The organism is Undibacterium sp. JH2W, from assembly GCF_049340425.1.
In the GTDB taxonomy this organism is placed as follows: Bacteria; Pseudomonadota; Gammaproteobacteria; order Burkholderiales; family Burkholderiaceae_D; genus Undibacterium.
Genome location: NZ_JBMPOT010000001.1, coordinates 25,250 through 41,375, shown reverse-complemented (window position 1 = coordinate 41,375; position 16,126 = coordinate 25,250). Strand labels below are relative to the sequence as shown.

14 protein-coding genes are annotated in these 16,126 nt (G+C 51.0%); 7 read left to right on the top strand and 7 right to left on the bottom strand.

Annotation, left to right across the window (positions count from 1 at the left end):
• The first annotated feature begins 44 nt into the window (after window positions 1–44).
• From ACO0LC_RS00155 to ACO0LC_RS00145, 3 genes are all read left to right on the top strand, one after another.
• The gene (locus tag ACO0LC_RS00155; protein WP_422999403.1) at window positions 45–884 is read left to right on the top strand and encodes a hypothetical protein; all 840 of its coding nucleotides are present in this window, start codon (window positions 45–47) and stop codon (window positions 882–884) included.
• A gap of 4 nt (window positions 885–888) precedes the next feature.
• Window positions 889–1,701, top strand: a complete 813-nt coding sequence (locus ACO0LC_RS00150; protein ID WP_422999401.1) for a DUF2491 family protein — start codon at window positions 889–891, stop codon at window positions 1,699–1,701.
• 70 nt (window positions 1,702–1,771) lie between these two features.
• A complete protein-coding gene (locus ACO0LC_RS00145) occupies window positions 1,772–2,542 on the top strand; it encodes a hypothetical protein (protein ID WP_422999399.1) in 771 nt (256 codons plus the stop codon).
• Here ACO0LC_RS00145 and ACO0LC_RS00140 read toward each other — a convergent pair.
• Window positions 2,539–3,450: a methylglyoxal synthase gene (locus tag ACO0LC_RS00140; protein WP_422999397.1), complete on the bottom strand. Its 912-nt coding sequence runs from the start codon at window positions 3,448–3,450 to the stop codon at window positions 2,539–2,541. The two genes, ACO0LC_RS00145 and ACO0LC_RS00140, sit on opposite strands and share 4 nt — an antisense overlap.
• Window positions 3,451–3,611: 161 nt before the next feature.
• Here ACO0LC_RS00140 and ACO0LC_RS00135 point away from each other — a divergent pair, with 161 nt between their 5' ends.
• A complete protein-coding gene (locus ACO0LC_RS00135) occupies window positions 3,612–4,373 on the top strand; it encodes a tetratricopeptide repeat protein (protein ID WP_422999395.1) in 762 nt (253 codons plus the stop codon).
• A gap of 75 nt (window positions 4,374–4,448) precedes the next feature.
• Here the strand turns inward: ACO0LC_RS00135 and ACO0LC_RS00130 are convergent, their stop codons facing one another.
• The 6 genes from ACO0LC_RS00130 to ACO0LC_RS00105 form a co-directional block, all read right to left on the bottom strand.
• Window positions 4,449–6,845, bottom strand: coding sequence for a sensor domain-containing protein (locus ACO0LC_RS00130; protein ID WP_422999393.1), 2,397 nt, complete (start codon window positions 6,843–6,845; stop codon window positions 4,449–4,451).
• A complete protein-coding gene (locus tag ACO0LC_RS00125) occupies window positions 6,842–8,125 on the bottom strand; it encodes an HD-GYP domain-containing protein (protein ID WP_422999391.1) in 1,284 nt (427 codons plus the stop codon). Before ACO0LC_RS00125 ends, ACO0LC_RS00130 begins: the two co-directional genes overlap by 4 nt.
• A gap of 240 nt (window positions 8,126–8,365) precedes the next feature.
• Complete coding sequence (locus ACO0LC_RS00120) at window positions 8,366–8,821, bottom strand: YybH family protein (protein ID WP_422999389.1); 456 nt, start codon at window positions 8,819–8,821, stop codon at window positions 8,366–8,368.
• A 42-nt stretch (window positions 8,822–8,863) separates the two neighbouring features.
• Window positions 8,864–9,553, bottom strand: a complete 690-nt coding sequence (locus ACO0LC_RS00115) for a nitroreductase family protein (RefSeq protein WP_422999387.1) — start codon at window positions 9,551–9,553, stop codon at window positions 8,864–8,866.
• A 49-nt stretch (window positions 9,554–9,602) separates the two neighbouring features.
• Window positions 9,603–10,622, bottom strand: a complete 1,020-nt coding sequence (locus ACO0LC_RS00110) for a transporter (RefSeq protein WP_422999385.1) — start codon at window positions 10,620–10,622, stop codon at window positions 9,603–9,605.
• A gap of 96 nt (window positions 10,623–10,718) precedes the next feature.
• Window positions 10,719–11,678 (bottom strand): LysR family transcriptional regulator, encoded by a 960-nt coding sequence (locus ACO0LC_RS00105; RefSeq protein WP_422999383.1) that lies wholly within the window; start codon window positions 11,676–11,678, stop codon window positions 10,719–10,721.
• 266 nt (window positions 11,679–11,944) lie between these two features.
• Between ACO0LC_RS00105 and ACO0LC_RS00100 the strand changes: the two genes are divergently transcribed.
• The 3 genes from ACO0LC_RS00100 (at window position 11,945) to ACO0LC_RS00090 (ending at window position 16,104) form a co-directional block, all read left to right on the top strand.
• Window positions 11,945–14,827, top strand: a complete 2,883-nt coding sequence (locus ACO0LC_RS00100) for a TonB-dependent receptor plug domain-containing protein (RefSeq protein WP_422999381.1) — start codon at window positions 11,945–11,947, stop codon at window positions 14,825–14,827.
• 187 nt (window positions 14,828–15,014) lie between these two features.
• Window positions 15,015–15,608, top strand: coding sequence for a chalcone isomerase family protein (locus tag ACO0LC_RS00095; protein ID WP_422999379.1), 594 nt, complete (start codon window positions 15,015–15,017; stop codon window positions 15,606–15,608).
• Between the two features lie 40 nt (window positions 15,609–15,648).
• Window positions 15,649–16,104 carry a hypothetical protein gene (locus tag ACO0LC_RS00090; RefSeq protein ID WP_422999377.1) on the top strand — a complete coding sequence of 152 codons (456 nt, stop codon included), beginning with the start codon at window positions 15,649–15,651 and terminating at the stop codon, window positions 16,102–16,104.
• Window positions 16,105–16,126: the final 22 nt, after the last annotated feature.

Sequence of the window (16,126 nt, the reverse complement as noted above, 5' to 3'; positions counted from 1 at the left end):
GGGATTGTACAGATAGCTTAACCATATTTCTATAGACAAGAACCATGAACAGTTTTAATAGCAAATTAATAGCCATTGTGTTGGCGCTGGTCTTGCCGCTATCGACAGGCCTGGCACATGCAGGTGGACGTCCATCCGGCTCTTCGGGTGGCTTTCGCGGTGGTTTCTCTTCGCAAAAAAATGTCAGCAAGCCTGCTCCAGTCCAGCCATCGAATACTGGATTTGGCAGTTTTAATACCAGCAAGTCCGCCAATGTGGGCAAGAAATCTGACTCTGCGCTGAACCGTGACCTGGAAAAAAACCAGGCACAGGCGAATGCCCAAAAGAGTATGGATGCGCGCCAGCAAGCGGCTCAGCCTGGCCAGCGCACGCAGGATCAGGGCTTTGGCAATAGCAATGCCAACAATAGCATCAATCATCAGGCTGCGAACCAGTCCATATATAGCACGCCTACCACGTCGCCAGTGACGCAATCAACACCGCCATTGATGCAACCGCAGGTGACGCAACGAGGCAGTGGCATTTTGCCTGCCGTTGTCGGTGGCGTCATCCTGGGTAGTGTGATGAGCCATACCCAGGCAGCAGAAAACCACCGGCCCCGACAGCTGGAACCCATTACCAATATAGAGGGGGGCAGTAGTAAGGATGACGCTAGTGGTAGTGATGCGGCAGTGACAGATGACAGTACGGCTGCATTGAGCAGTTCAACAGCCGGGACCACAGCAGTAGCGACAGCAGCGAAGGAAGACCGTGGTTTTAAAGTAATGCGCACGGCCCTCGTCCTCTTGCTATTCGCAACCCTGGCCTGGGCAGGCTGGCGATTCCTGCGCAGTCGGCGCAACAGGCAAGACAGTGCAGTTCATTACAGTTTAGGAGGAAATTAATACCATGGCCTGGAAAGATGCATATCAGTACGTAGGCAAATTGTTTAACAAGCACAACAAGGATGAACTCACTGCAGATGAGATGCATGCAGACAAGGGCAGGCAAGATGCTGGCCTGCCACTGGGAGCGCGCATAGGCAGTGTCGTCAATTTGCAAAAGACACCTTTGATACGCGCCATCAGCCAGGGTTCGTTGATCACCATGCCGGATGAAGCCGAAACCCGCATCATCGCCATCAGCCGCGTGCAACTGGCTATCAGCGGCAAGATGTATCGCTATTATCTGAATCGCGATGCCGATGGTGGTGAGAAATTTTTGCAGTTGTATTGTGATGCCAGCGGTGAATTGCAAGAGCTTTTATATTGCAGTCACCTGACGCGCCTGATACCTGAAACCGTGGAAGACCAGCAAGCTTTCCTGGGTGAAAACGGGACAGGTCTGGGCGACCGCAATTACAGTTTGTGGCGTGAACAACTGGCGGGCATAGGCTGGGATGACGCCAGTCTGGACAGCGTTTTTGCCGACGCCGACAGCCTGCAATATGAGCGCGACGCCGGCGATCCGGCCCAGGAATTTGTCGCGCCTTACAAAGGAGTGGAAACCCGTATCGATGATGCTGCAGGCAAGCTGGGCCTGCAACAGGACGTGGTCTTCATGCCTTACCGCAGGCGTTTGAATGAAGCAGGGAATCAGTCTGAAATATTACTCATCAGCACAGAGATTTTGCGTAGCAAGGATGGCGGCAGCAGGCGCGACATCCATGTCGATTTTATGATAGCCCTACCCCTGGAAGCGGAAAGGCTGCTGGTGCAATAGCACCGCCTTGATGTAGTACCCATAACACTGTATTTGATATTTACCGCGTCACACACTGAAAGGAAATACCATGAGCAATATGAATGGCTGGGGCTTGACCGCACGTTTGATTTCCAAACACTTTGGCGCTCTTGGCGACAAGATATCTGAAGCGATCGCCAATTTTGATCCTGAAACAGCGACCGAAGCTGATCGTGACAGATTGGCTGCCGCCCTGCGCGACACCGCACAAAAACTGGCCTCTGCCCGTGCCTCTTTCGACAAAGAGCATAGTGATGTGGTACGCTTGCGCGAACTGATAGCCAACGATGAAAAGGCTTCTGCTACACTGGCAGAGCGTCTTGCTGCAGGCAAGATTTCTGAAGCAACCGTCGGCCTGTTCTGTGATGAGCTTGAAGCCAACAAGGCACGCCTGCCACTGGAAATTCAGGAAGAGGCAGACGCCAGAGAATACATGGATGAATTGCAGAAGATCGTCGATGCCTTCTCCAAACAATTGGCCGACTTTGATGCCGCTGCGAAAAAAGCCTTGCAAAGCCTGGCCGCGGCCAAGGCACAAAAGGACTTGCAACAACTGCGCATGGACAGACAGGAGCAACTCAGCAGCCTGTCCAGCATGGCCAGCCATTCAAGTGCCTTGAATGCCCTGACACGTCGCGCACAGACAGTCAGTAACGAAGCAGCAGGTTTGCGCATTGTTGCCGATATCGCCCAAAAACCGCTGGACCAGGCTGCCGAGATCGATGCTATCCGCAAATCTGTCACTCAGGCAGATACTGCAGGTGAGAGCACGCTGGAAAGACTCAAGCGCCTTTCCGGCCAGACCGCAACAGCGGCCTAAACCTGCCTGCTGACTCTTTGAGTCAGCAGTGTCAACCAGCGGTCTGCACCAGTGACTTCACTGATGACTTGGGCATAGTCACAGACGGTGCGGGCCGCTCTTTCGAGTAACTGTATGTCGGCTTCATGCTGGCGCGCCACGTGCGGGTCTTCCAGGAACAGGATGCGGCGTATCTGTCTGTCGAGTACCAGTTCCGCCAGTTGTGCATCACCGCCCAGAGGGCCGGAAAGATAAGGGGTGACCCAGTTCTTGCCGGCTTCTTCACCCTTGATTTTTTGTGCCAGCCGGTTCAGCAAGCCGCCGGTAGTACCAGTGGCATAGCGGTGGCCAAAACTGTCGAGCATGGCGAAATGTTTTTCCGCCATGGCCAGCATGCTGTCTTTCATGGCATCGTGGGCGATCAGGGCGATACCTTCCTTGCTTAATTCAAAACTGGAGTCCAGTTTATGGTCTATCGCGGCGCCGCTTGCAGTGGCTTCCAGTTCCAGCCATTCTCTGGCACTGGCCAGTGTTGCTAAAAAGGGTTTGCGGTGTATCACGCACTGGCGTTTGAGTGCATGGGCTTCTGGGAAGACCGAGGATGGGTCGACAGGATCAATGAGATAGATCACCGCGTCGACTGCTCTGTCCGGGTCTTTATCGACGACCCTGGATACCAGTTTCATGAGCCCACCTTCACGGCCATAGGGAAAGCGTTCCACTGTGGGACAGTTTTCGACCAGACCATGTGAAATAATGGCATCCAGGGTACGTCCGACGATCACCATTTCAGCCTGTAAATGTTGTAGTGCTGGCCCGCCGCCATGTAATAGCTGCACCAGTGCAGAATTGGGTGCATCCTGGTGAGAACGGTTGGCAATTAATCCTATGCGTAGCTTTGTGGCTGGGGTCACGGCATGTGCTTTCATGGCTGGTGATGGAATTGTCTGCCTCCGTAGTTTACCCCCAGACTGTCTACCTGGACACAGCTTGGGCTACATTTTGTTACCTAATCCAACAGTCGCGACACACACCGGCCATGCAGGAGGCGTAGCATTCTGTACATGCAGTAAAACAGGTGAGGATAACAATGAAAAAATGGCGACATCTGCTGATGGTGCTCATGATCATGCTGACCTGCGCTTCGGCTCTGGGCGACGATGATTTCGATGATGAGATGCAAGTCAGGCGCTGGGCCCTGCTAGGGGATACCCAGGCGCAAAATATGCTGGGTTTGTTATACCTGGAACCGGATGCAGATCTGCAAAATGTTCAGGAAGCCGCGTATTGGCTGGAGCAGGCCGCTGACTCTGGCCATGCTGGTGCTCAAGCCAATCTGGGGGTGCTGTATCTGACCGGCGAAGGTGTGGATACTGACGAAAGCCAGGCTTTCAAATTGTTCCGCCGTGCCGCCTTGCAAGGCCTGACTTCGGCCCAGCTGGCCCTGGGTTATATGTATGCCACCGGCAAGGGCGTGGAAGCCAATCAAGAAGACGCCGTATTCTGGTATCAACAAGCTGCGCAGCAAGGCAATGCCAGTGCCCAGCATCATCTGGCCCTGGCTTATCAGGACGGGGCAGGAGTCGAAAAAAATACTGCACAAGCTGCCCATTGGGAAATGCTGGCGGCCAATCAGGGCTTGTCCACCGCCCAGTTTCAAATGGGTCTGCGCTACCTGCACGGTGATGGTGTAGAACATGACATGCTGACCGGTTATCGTTACTTGCTCAAAGCCAGCCTCAAAGTCGGTAGTAAAGCCATGGATAGCCGTGAATTAGTCAGCAATGAACTGACCAGCGAACAAATTGCCGAAATCCGTGATGATTCCCGTTTTTGGAGAACGCATTTCTGAAATAGCTACACATGACTTCATTGATGGCTCGCTAAGGACCATCCTCTCGCGCCGCATTTTTATGCGGCGTTTTTTTCAGCGTAAATACAGTTGCTCAAATTCTTGCGCCGACATGGCTGGTGAAAACAAATAACCCTGGATTTCATCGCAACGTTGCTGCTGCAGGAATTCGCGCTGTTTTTCGGTTTCTACCCCTTCGGCAATGACACGCAATTTGAGGGCGTGCGCCAGGTGGATAATGGCAGTGACGATGGCGACATCGCTTTCATCACCAGGCAAGTCACCGACGAAAGAGCGGTCTATCTTGAGTTTATAGATGGGAAAGCGTTTCAGGTAGCTGAGACTGGAATAGCCAGTACCAAAGTCGTCGATGGCCAGCTTGACACCCAGGGCTGCCAGCGACTCCAGTTTTTTCAAGGTATCTTCGACATCCTTGATGAGTATGGATTCTGTCAATTCCAGTTCTATGCACTGGGGTAGCAAGTCATGTTCATGCAAGGCCGCTGCGATACTCTCGACAAAATTGGCTTGCTGGAATTGCAGGGCCGAGACATTGATGGCCACACGCATGCTCTTGCCACCGTGATTCCATGCGGCGGCCTGTTGTATTGCGGTTTGCAAGACCCAGTTACCTATGGGGACAATGACGCCGGATTCTTCTGCCACCGGGATGAACTGCACCGGGCTGACTTCACCGAGGTCTTTATCGGTCCAGCGCAGCAAGGCTTCTACCCCCAGCAATTTGCCGCTTGCCAGTTCCACCTGAGGTTGGTAATGCAAGCGGAATAACTGGTTTTCCAGGGCCTGGCGCATGGCATGATCGAGCTTCATGCGTGACAGCAAGCCTATATTCATCTGGCGCTGGTAAAAGCGGAAGTCAGAACGGCCTCTCTCCTTGACATGGTACATGGCGCTATCGGCATTCTTGATGAGGTCCGCCATGCTGTTACCGTCATCGGGATACAGGGCTATGCCTATGCTGGCAGTGACGGTGAAATGCATGCCATCCAAAGAGAATGGGGAGGACAATTCTTCCAGCACCCTCCTGGCACAGATTTCTGCACCTTCGGCATTGGCTTCATGCAAGAGCAAGACAAATTCATCGCCACCCAGGCGTGCTGCCGTATCAACCTGGCGTATGCATTTTTTCAAGCGCTCGGTTACTTGCTGTAAGACGCGATCCCCAAAGGGGTGGCCCAGGGAATCATTGATTTGCTTGAAATGATCGAGGTCAAGGAAGAGCAGGGCAAAGCTGGAGTTATTCCGGCTGGATAAAGTAATCGCCTGCCGTATGCGCTCTTCCAGTAACAATCGGTTGGGCAAGCCGGTCAGCACGTCCAGGAAAGCCAGTTCTTCGATTCTTTGCTTGGCTGTATGGGTTTCTGTCCTGTCCTTGAAAAAACCTATGTAATTCAGCGCTGCCCCAAATTCATCCTGGACCTTGACCAGGGAGATCATGCACAGATAGGCATGGCCATTCTTACGCCTGTTCCACAATTCACCTTCCCAGAAACCCAAATTGTCCAGTTCTTTCAGCAAGTTTTCCACCTGGGCGGTATTGCCTTCTTCTGAAAAAAATTCCCGCGGTGTCTTGCCCAGCATTTCTTGTTCGGTATAACTGCTGAGGCGCTCGAAACTGGGGTTGGTGGTGACTATTTTTTGTTCGGCATCGGTAATGAAGATTGCATCCGTACTCGATTCAAATACCTTGGCCGCCAGGCGCAAGCGGGCTTCGTCAGCCAGGCGCTGGGTAATGTCTCGGTAAGAATACACGCGACCTATAGGGCGGCCACGGGCGTACTGCGGCAGGGTGACTCTTTCCAGCGTCTTGCCTGAGCGCAGGGTCAAGACATCGGTGGCTTCCATCAAGGGTGAACGGCTGATGGTGCCCAGGCGTTCCTCATATTGATGGGCATCCCGCATGCATTTGTCCATCCAGCCATATATCGCCCTGTCATCGCGCTGGGTCAGCAAGTCATCAGGCAAGCCCCATAACTCGGCAAACAAGTGGTTATAGCTGCGTATTGCGCCATCAAGGTCGGTTACCAGGATGCCGTCCGCAGTGGATTCCAGGGTGGCCCGCAACTCGGCGATCAGTTTTTCCAGTTCATTTTCAACCTGTCTCTGGTTGGAGTGGTCATTGATGGCGACCACATAGACAGAACTGTCCAGACCCATCCTGACCAGGGTAACCCTTCTTTCTACCTGGACGATGCCGCCATCGGCACGTTTCAGCATGGTTTCGGAATGAATATTTTGGGACAAGCCAGCGGCGACGTCTTCCCAGAAAAACACATCTTCAGGTGCTGCTGCCAGATCGATGATGCCCTTGCCCAGCAGACTGCCGGAGGAAACTTGCAGTAAATGATGGATAGCCTGGTTGGCTGCGACTATGCGTAACTGTATGGGGTCAACCAGGATGATCGCTTCCAGCAAGCCCTCAATCAGCGATTGCCAGGGATGGGCCTTCATGCAGCTACTCCATCGTCAGTGCGTTGTTCGGCCTCCAGCCCGCGCTCAAAGAAATAGCAGAGGCGTTTGCGTGGCGACAGATAGTCATAAGCCGCCTTGGGTAATTGCAGCGGTTTCAGGCTGCGGTGTATGCACAGGGTAGCTTCATGTTCCAGATTGATGACCAGGGCTTCTTCGCGTGGTACGGCAGAATTGTGGATGACTACCTTGGGCTTGATCGGTCGTGCCGAATTGACCGAGACCACCATGGCATAGCGCTCATCGGTCAGTTGCACCACTGAACCAGGAGGATAAATCCCCATCATGCGTATGAAGGCAGTCAGGGTGGGGGTATGAAAGCGCGGTTTGTGCTGGGTAAAAATCTGCGACAAGGCTTCATGCGGGGTAATGGCAAAAGCTGGATTGGCGGGGTTGCACAGATTATCGTAATGATTGACCAGGGCGACGATACGGCTGATGGCACCCAGCTTGTCGCCCAGTACATGGCTGGGATAACCGCTACCATCTGCATGCTCATGATGCTGGGCAATCGCCAGCAATACATTGGCCGATAAACCCATCTTGCGCGCCAGTGTCAGACTATGCAGCACATGCTCATGGTAAAGCTGGCGCTCTGCATGGTTGAAATGCTCGTCTTGCCAGCGCAGCCGGTCGGGTAATTCCATCTTGCCTATGTCATGCAGCATGGTGGCCACACCCAGGTCCAGCATGTCGGCCTTGCATAAATGCAGGGCACGTCCCAGCAAGAGTGAGATGACAGTCACGTTGATGGAGTGCAGCGAGGTTTTTTCACCGGCTTTTTCCGATAACAGCCGTATTGCCGCCTCATCTTCACCCAGGATATGGCCAAGAAAACCTTGTATCAATTGCTCGGTCAATTCCCTGGCTTGCGCTGGTTGAGAATGGACCAGTTCTGTGACTTGCTTGAAGGTGAGGGCAGCATGGCTGAATTGTCGCTCGCACACCTGCAAACTGGCTTGCTGGTTGGCGAGTAATTCCCGCCTTTGTCTGGCGGCAAAAACACCCGGACTTTCCGTGACTTTGGTTTCCTGTGGATGCTGGCTATCACTGGCTATGGGGCTGGCTTCCGGGCTACTTTTCTCTGGTGCATAGCGTATACGTTCCAGGCCCAGCGAACGTATGGTCTCGATTTGTGACTCGTTGCTGATCTTGAAATTGGAAACAGGAAAGGGATGATCCATCCAGCCCACGTCAAGATAGACAAACATGCCTATACGTAGCTGGCTCAGCTCAATAAACTGTGTATGAAGATCAGTCATGACACCGGTTTCTGGAAATGCGACTTTTGAGCAAAAAAATCTGCAATCTTAGCGTATGTGTACCATCCGGCCACAAGCCATATCTGATTCCATGTTACATCAGCTTTTCATCCATCCTGGCAGAATTCAGGTCGACTGTGGGGTTTACGTCCTATCTACTTCTTATTCTTGCCAAAATTGGTGAAATATTGGCCAATTAGAACCGGTTTTGCTCTGCCTTATCTACTCTAGCTACTTTAATTAAGGTTTCGCACAATCACAGACATCATTGCCTTTGTCAAAAATGATATGCCAGACACCAGGGCTGTCTTGTCGCCAGATCGAGGTAAAGGTAGCAATCAGCTTGCCCTGAGGATCACGTACCGGCCCACTGCTGAGTGCCAGCTTGCCCGAACTTAAGACTTCTACGGTTTCCGGTGCCCAGGAAAAAGGTGGAACAGGATCGTTATAAAAACGCTTCCAGGCTGCCGCCACTTCCTGTTTGCCATGCAAGACTTTTTTGCTGGAAAAAAAAACACTTTCCTCAGCCAGGAATTCGGTGAAAGCCTTGTGGTCGCGTGCCTCCATGGTTTTGGCGAAAGCGGCCTCAGTTTGCATGACTTGCCTGACCAGTTCAGCCTGTTCATCCGCTGCCTGTGCCTGATGGACCAGCAAAAGGCTGCTGACGATGAGTAAAGTCGATAAGAATTGGCGCATAGGGTACCTCTTCACGTGAACCAGGGAAAGTCGGGCTGGCGATCAGAAAAAACTGGCAATCTGGTTCAGGGGCTTCTTCTGTATATTAGGCACCATGCAATGCTCGGCCGGATACCCTACTACCAGCAGGATATAGGGTTTTTCATTGTCTGGTCTTTGTAATAACTGATTCAGGAAGCCCATGGGGCTGGGTGTATGCGTGAGCGTCGCCAGGCCAGCTTGGTGCAGGGCAGAGATCAAGAAGCCTGTGGCTATGGATACTGATTCGGGCACATAGTAATTTTTAACGGCACTGCCATCATCCATCAGCGTGGCTTTTTGTCCAAAGATGGCGATCAGATAGGGGGCGGTTTCCAGGAAAGGTTTGTCAGCATCTGTCCCCAGCGGTGCCAGTGCGTCTTTCCATTCCTGCGGGGCACGCCTGTCATAAAATTCGCGCTCTTCTATTTCGGCTTCTATGCGTATCTTGTGTTTCAGTGCTGTGTCAGTGACCACGGCAAAATGCCAGGGCTGGTGATTGGCACCAGAAGGGGCAGTACCTGCAGTCAGCAAACAAGTTTCTATGACTGCACGCGGTACCGGGCGATCAGAGAATTCACGTATGGTCTTGCGGCGCTTCATGTCCTGATAAAAGCTTTGTGCACGCTCCAGCATCTCGGTTTCCGGGTAAGCCTGGTAAGTCGATAGCGGGATGAATTGCGGTGATCCCTGATTGAATGAAAGTTTGCTCATGGCTTATTCCTGACAAGGTGGGTAGGAGATGGGTGATGTCTGATGATGATCAATCATGACGGTTTTTCCTGAATGCCAGCCAGCCTGCAATCGCTGTAAAGCTGGCGACGATGGCGACCACGATCCAGAAACCATTTTCATGCTGGGCCAAAGGAATGCCACCAACATTCATGCCCAGCAGACCGGCGATGATATTGATGGGCAGGGCCAGTACGGTCACTATCGTCAACACGAAGAGAGAGCGATTATTTTGTTCATTGACGCTGGCGGCAATTTCTTCCTGCAATAGCTTGATACGCTCTTGCAGCGAAGCCATGTCGCTCAGGACCACGGCAAATTCTTCCGTCGATTGACGCAGTTCCTGCACATCACGCTCGGCCACCCAGACTGGTGGTCTTTGCAGCAGGCGGAACAGGGCAGCAGGCTCAGGGGCCAGCAGTCTTTGCAGGCGCACCAGTACACGGCGCAATTCACCCAGGTTGGCCCGTTTATGATTCAGGCGGTCCGCCAGCAAATTGTCTTCGATATCATCGATCTTTTTGATGACATTGCGCACTATGCCTATCAAGACATCGGCCTGGTCACGCAATAAATGGGTCAGCAATTCTGTCGGTGAACTGAAATGTTCACCCTGGTTGACGGCATTGCGCAACCTGTCCACTGATTGCAGGGGTTTGCGCCTGGCACTGATCATGACATTGCTGCTGACATTCAGCCATAGGGTGGCAATGTCGGAAGCTTCAAAGGCAAAGTCATGCAAGACATCATTGACCACGGCGATCAGGCTGTGGTCGGCATGTTCTATGCGGGTGGAGCGTGAGCCTTCATGCAGGGTATCGAAAAATTCCTCAGGCAGTGCGGCATGTTCATGCAGCCATTTTTCTGCGGTGACATTTGATAAATTGAAATGCAACCAGATGAAAGAGTCATCCCTGGCGCTATGCCTGGACTCTAGCCATTCCACTGCTTCCTTGGTGTACAGGGGCTTGCCTGGCTGGCCGGGTGCAAAAACATAGCCACAGATCAGTCCTGACTGATCTGAACCATACGCTAAGTGATCTGTTTGCATTGAATGTCCAGGCGAAGAAACTGGCCATATTGTAAATCAGCCAAGCAGGTTCATGCCTGGCTTTCCATGCGTGGGCGATATAAATTCGTGCAAAAATCAGCTGATCAGCATGTTTTTATAAGATAAGGATGCCTGGCGTATGCAATCCTGGAAAGTCATGGCTGCATGTGACAAAGGCCGGGTCTTGTTCCATATCATGCCGACCGGGCTGGGCAGGTGACCCAGATTCAGCGGCAAAATCTGCAAGACCCCTTCCGCAACCAGTTGGCGGGCAGCGGAAAGTGACAATAAACCCAGGCGTGGCGGTTCCATCAGCAAGGGCACATTGACGGACCTCGAGACTGACTCTATGACATCGGTGGGCTTGCTCAAGCCATTTTTGGCCAGCAGATTAATCATGCGCTGGTGCGTTGGCGATTCTTCGACTGACAAGATCCAGGGCAGGTTATTCAAGTCTTTCCAGGTCAGGTTATCGCGACGTGCCAAAGGGTTTTTGGCGGAAGTGACAATGACCAGTGGGTCGTCATACAAGACTTCTTCTTGCAAATGTTCGGCTGCACGTTCTGAAAATACCCGGCCTATGATGAGGTCTATCTTGCCTTCGCGCAGATCCTGTAATTGCTGGTCTACCGTGCCATCCATGATGCATAAGGTGACATTGGGCCAACTGGCCTTGAGTATCTTGACTGCCTTGGGAATGATAGTGGTAGAGACCACGCTCAAAATACCTACGCTTACCTTGCCTACCGTGCCTGTGGCCAGGGAACGCATCTCCTGATGGGCTTTTTGCAAGTTAAATAAGACTTCTCTGGCATGTCGGATCAGACATTCGCCAGAAGGTGTTGGTTTTATACCACGGCCAGCGCGTTCAAATAATTTGACACCTATCCCTTCTTCCATTTCTCCCAGCATCTTGGAAACGGCTGGCTGGCTGACGTGCAAAGTTGCCGCAACCTGAGCAACTGTCTGCTTGTCAGCCAGTTCCACGAGCAAGCGTAAGTGCTTGATCTTGAGTTGTCGGGCGAAATACTTTTCTATGGGTAAGGTATCAATCATAACGATAATTATATACTTTTTCCTTAAATTCTCATTGGACGGTAATGAAAATGAAGTGGGATCATACAGGCATGAAACAAAGTGTAACAACTCGCATGTATACATCAGGCTGTCAAAAATGTAGTGCTTTTGACAAAACGGCATGCATCTTTGTTTATGCAAGGCTCTGGTTCGACCACGATAAGGCAGTGCAGTTCAACTAAGTTTGCCGTATCTACCCTTTTTCGCTTTTGAACCTGTTCATGATTCACCAAGGAGATTTTTGGATGTATTACCAAGAGAAGAAATGTGCTTATGCCGTCAAACTGGCATTGGCAGTGTTATCCGGCAGCATGATGATGAGCGCACAAGCGCAGACAGTCGCTACAGATCCTGCAGAAAAAATTCAAAAAATTGAAGTGACTGGTTCGCACATCAAGCGTACTGACAAAGAAGGTACTTCTCCTATCCAGACTTTGACTGCAAAAGATATCAGCCAAAGTGGTGCGACTACGGTAGCAGAATTGCTGCGTACTATTCCGGCCCTGGGCACTGGTGGCGCATTTGATGCGGTTGACGGCGGTTTTTCCCGTGGCGTGGCAACAGCGTCCCTGCGTGGCCTGGGTTCCAGTTCTACCCTGATTTTGTTGAATGGCCGTCGCATGACGCCATCGGCTTATGCCAATCCTAATCAAGGCCAGTCCACACTGTACGATATCAACAGCATTCCTTTGTCCATGCTGGAGCGCGTAGAGATATTCAAGGACGGTGCATCTGCTGTGTATGGCTCTGATGCGATCGCCGGTGTGATTAACTTTATCACCAAGAGCGATTTCCAGGGCTTCCAGATGAATGCCAGCATGGGTGCCAATGATGACAGACAGTTCAAGAAAAAAAGTTTGAGCGGTTTCGGTGGTTTTGGTAACTATGCGCAAGATGGTTATAACATCACAGTCAGTGCAGAAGTTTCCAAGCGTGACCGCGTTGCCATCAAGGATGCCAACGACGTAGAAAAAGACTTGTATACCGTGCTCAATAGCCGCTTGTCTGCTTACTCCAGCTTCGCCAGTAACCAGCCTTTCTTCTACCGTGAACGTAGTCCAGGCAGCAAGACTTTCTTCTCCCTCAATGATGCTAACGTCATCAACCGTACCAATTGCGATCCTTCCCATCTGGTAACTGGTGGTGACCAATACAATATTCTGCCTACCAGCGCACTGTATGGCCGTCAGTTCTGTAATTACAACCTGAACGACTTCAATGAAGTACAGGGCGCCGCCCAGGACGTCAGCCTGATGTCACGTGGCATGTATCAGATCAACGATACTCTGTCCGCTTTTGCTGAAGTGGCTTACACCAAATCTGACCGTGATTACACGGGTGCTCCCCGTACTATCGATGGCCGTACCCCAGCTACTGCATTTGCCTTGTCTGGTGCAGGCACATCCTTTCAGGCTATCTTGCCGGTAGGCCATCCGGATAATCCTTTCCCTAAGGACAGGGCTGCCGTAGTCTATCGTTTTGAAAACATCCCAGGTGGTTCTACGACGAGCAATGAATCCCTGCGTTTCGCTTCTGGTTTGAAAGGCAGTTTCAAGACTTGGGACTGGGAAACCGGCGTATTGTGGAACCGTTCCGAGCGTACAGATATTTCCAATGGCTTTTTGCTGATACCAGAAATTCAAAAGCTGATCAGCCAAAACATGTCTTTGGCCGATGTTGCCAAACAACCTAACCTGAGCCGTCAGTTGAAGAGCGTTGGCGTTGCAGAAATCGCCCAGGCTGATTTCAAGGCCAGCACAGAATTTGGTAACTTGCCAGGTGGTGCCATAGGCTTCGCCTCCGGTTTTGAATTCCGTCAGGAAAAAATGACATTGACACCAGATAATCTGACCAGCTCTGGCCAGGTCCTGGGTTTGGCTAACCAGTTTATCCAAGGTCAGCGTAATGTCAGTTCGGCTTTCTTTGAAGTTCGTACACCTTTCCTGAAAAACTTTGAAATGGATTTTGCCGGCCGTGTCGACAAATACCCTAGTTTCAAAACCAATTTTGTACCAAAAGTGGGCGCAAAATGGACAGTCAATGATTCCCTGGCTTTCCGCTCCACCTATGCGCAAGGTTTCCGTGCTCCGGCACTGGTGCAAGTAACTGCAGGTGGTACCCAGACTTTCCTGAACAACCTGGTTGATCCAGTTCGTTGCCCTGATGGTAAAGTGCCACTGACAGGCGCTGACAATACAGATTGCTCGAAAAGCATCTCCACTCTGATACAGCAAAATGCCAAACTGAAGCCAGAAACATCCAGAAGCTTCTCTCTGGGCTTGGTCTTGTCACCTACCCGTGATTTTGACATCCTGGTTGACTACTACAACATCCGCAAGGAAGATGAAGTGGCCTCCCTGTCATCGACACTGATACTGAACAACCCGGATCAATATCCAGGTACCGTGATCCGTGACACTAATCCTGTCAATTTTGTCAAAGACAAGAATGGTAATGTCGTGCCAAATTCCGGCCCGTTGATTTCTCTGTTGCGTAACTATGTTAACCAGGGTAGTACAGTAGTTAGTGGCCTGGATATCGAACTGGCTATGCGTAACAACCTGGGTGCCAATGGCAAACTGGATACACGCCTGAGCACTTCCTACACGATAGAATACCGTCGTGCAGAAAAACCGGGTGATCCTGAAACCAATCTGGTCGGCACACGTGGCAGTGTTTCTAACTTCTCTACCAGTGTTGGCGATATTCCACGCCTGCGTGCGACTTTGTCCTCTGCCTGGACTAAAGAAGCGCATACCGTCAACGGTGCCATCAACTTTGTTGGCGGCGTATCCCTGATGCGTTACACCAATGCTGCAGAAACTTATCCAGTGTCGTATTGCCATTACGGTTCTGGTCAACCAGCGACTGCAACATCGCTGGGCGGCGTAGCCAAGTACCTGACTTATGTACCAGATTGCGCAGTCGCCAGCTGGACGACAGTTGATCTGGGCTATACCTACAAAGGTTTCAAGGATGTAACTTTGGGCTTTAAAGTCTTGAACGCTTTCGATTCCAAAGCGCCATACGATCCAAGTTCCAGCTACACAACAGCTGGTTACAACGATAGTCTGCACAATGCTTATGGCCGTGCATTCAGTCTGAACCTGGGTTATGTATTCAAGTAATCGCTGCTAAGACTTCGCTGTTAAGACTTCACAGTAAGACTTAAGCAACACGCCAGAAAACAGGGACTACGGTCCCTGTTTTTTTTGGCCTTTTGGCAAGCACGGCTTTGCTCTATGCATTTGACAAAATTCATTCAATACACTAGTGTATTGAATGCGTATTTTGCGCGTGTCAAAGGGCGATAAGATGAAGAAAAGCTTGTGCATGTTATTACTGGGCCTGCTGGCCAGTTTCACCACACCTGGGCTGGGAGCCACTGAAATCGCTGGCGTTATGCTGGAAGATAAAATTTGCCTGGATAAACATGATCTGCAATTGAATGGTGCTGGTATACGCAGCAAGGCAATTTTTCAAGTCTTTGTGGCGGCCTTGTATCTGAGCGAGAAAAGCAAGCAGGCGGCTGAAATACTGGCTTCACCCACGGCCAAGCGTATGCAGATAGTGATGTTGCGCGACATCAGCGCAGAAAAATTTGGTCAGAATTTCATGGAGGGCATGAAGCAAAATGTCAGCAAGGAGCAAAAAAGCAAGATCATTGATCAAATGGTACGATTAGGCGAAATGTTTTCCAAAGTGCCCGAGTTTCGCAAGGGAGACAAATTGACAGTAGACTGGCTCCCGGACACGGGAACGGTGATCATGATTAATGGCCAAAAAACCATGAGTAACTTGCCTGAGCCTTTGTTTTATAACGCCTTGCTGAAGTTATGGCTGGGAGAAAATACTGTTCAGGATAGCCTGAAACGGCAATTATTGGGTGAGAAAGCCGATGTAAAGTAAGTACTGGCATGGCCATCGGGACAGCAGTCTTTCCAGGGGAATGGAACTGGCGGCATGGATGAGGGTAGGAGTCTATGACAAGATTCAGTATAATCGTGGCAATTATCATCTCCACCCTTGGGCAAATCATTTCAGTGATAAACATGTGACATCCCGATCACTAGCTGAGATACCTGATACCAGTAGAAAGAATGCCATGTTTAATTGGTTTAATGCAAAAGAAGAAAAAGAATTTGGCCTGCAGCTTGCTGAGTTTGTCATCAAGGAAATGCCGGTAGAAATTACCAAGAAAAAGCAGGACAAGACCGTATTAAAGCGCCATAAAATCATGCAACAGCTTGCCCTTAAAGTTGTTGAATTCAAAAAAGACCGTCGCTTGAATGTGTACAAAAAAGCGCAGCTGGGCAATAGCTTCAAGTGGCGCTTGATGGAAGAAAGTTTTGATGGGGCAGTGGCCAGCGAATTGACAAATCTGGTGATTAAGGAATTGGGTTAATACCAGCCTAAGTCCAGCCCAC

Excerpts from the sequence above, each read along its gene's own strand:
- ACO0LC_RS00155 (WP_422999403.1), top strand. The coding sequence starts at position 45 with ATGAACAGTTTTAATAGCAAATTAATAGCCATTGTGTTGGCGCTGGTC.
- ACO0LC_RS00150 (WP_422999401.1), top strand. The coding sequence starts at position 889 with ATGGCCTGGAAAGATGCATATCAGTACGTAGGCAAATTGTTTAACAAG.
- ACO0LC_RS00145 (WP_422999399.1), top strand. The coding sequence starts at position 1,772 with ATGAGCAATATGAATGGCTGGGGCTTGACCGCACGTTTGATTTCCAAA.
- ACO0LC_RS00140 (WP_422999397.1), bottom strand. The coding sequence starts at position 3,450 with ATGAAAGCACATGCCGTGACCCCAGCCACAAAGCTACGCATAGGATTA.
- ACO0LC_RS00135 (WP_422999395.1), top strand. The coding sequence starts at position 3,612 with ATGAAAAAATGGCGACATCTGCTGATGGTGCTCATGATCATGCTGACC.
- ACO0LC_RS00130 (WP_422999393.1), bottom strand. The coding sequence starts at position 6,845 with ATGAAGGCCCATCCCTGGCAATCGCTGATTGAGGGCTTGCTGGAAGCG.
- ACO0LC_RS00125 (WP_422999391.1), bottom strand. The coding sequence starts at position 8,125 with ATGACTGATCTTCATACACAGTTTATTGAGCTGAGCCAGCTACGTATA.
- ACO0LC_RS00120 (WP_422999389.1), bottom strand. The coding sequence starts at position 8,821 with ATGCGCCAATTCTTATCGACTTTACTCATCGTCAGCAGCCTTTTGCTG.
- ACO0LC_RS00115 (WP_422999387.1), bottom strand. The coding sequence starts at position 9,553 with ATGAGCAAACTTTCATTCAATCAGGGATCACCGCAATTCATCCCGCTA.
- ACO0LC_RS00110 (WP_422999385.1), bottom strand. The coding sequence starts at position 10,622 with ATGCAAACAGATCACTTAGCGTATGGTTCAGATCAGTCAGGACTGATC.
- ACO0LC_RS00105 (WP_422999383.1), bottom strand. The coding sequence starts at position 11,678 with ATGATTGATACCTTACCCATAGAAAAGTATTTCGCCCGACAACTCAAG.
- ACO0LC_RS00100 (WP_422999381.1), top strand. The coding sequence starts at position 11,945 with ATGTATTACCAAGAGAAGAAATGTGCTTATGCCGTCAAACTGGCATTG.
- ACO0LC_RS00095 (WP_422999379.1), top strand. The coding sequence starts at position 15,015 with ATGAAGAAAAGCTTGTGCATGTTATTACTGGGCCTGCTGGCCAGTTTC.
- ACO0LC_RS00090 (WP_422999377.1), top strand. The coding sequence starts at position 15,649 with ATGGAACTGGCGGCATGGATGAGGGTAGGAGTCTATGACAAGATTCAG.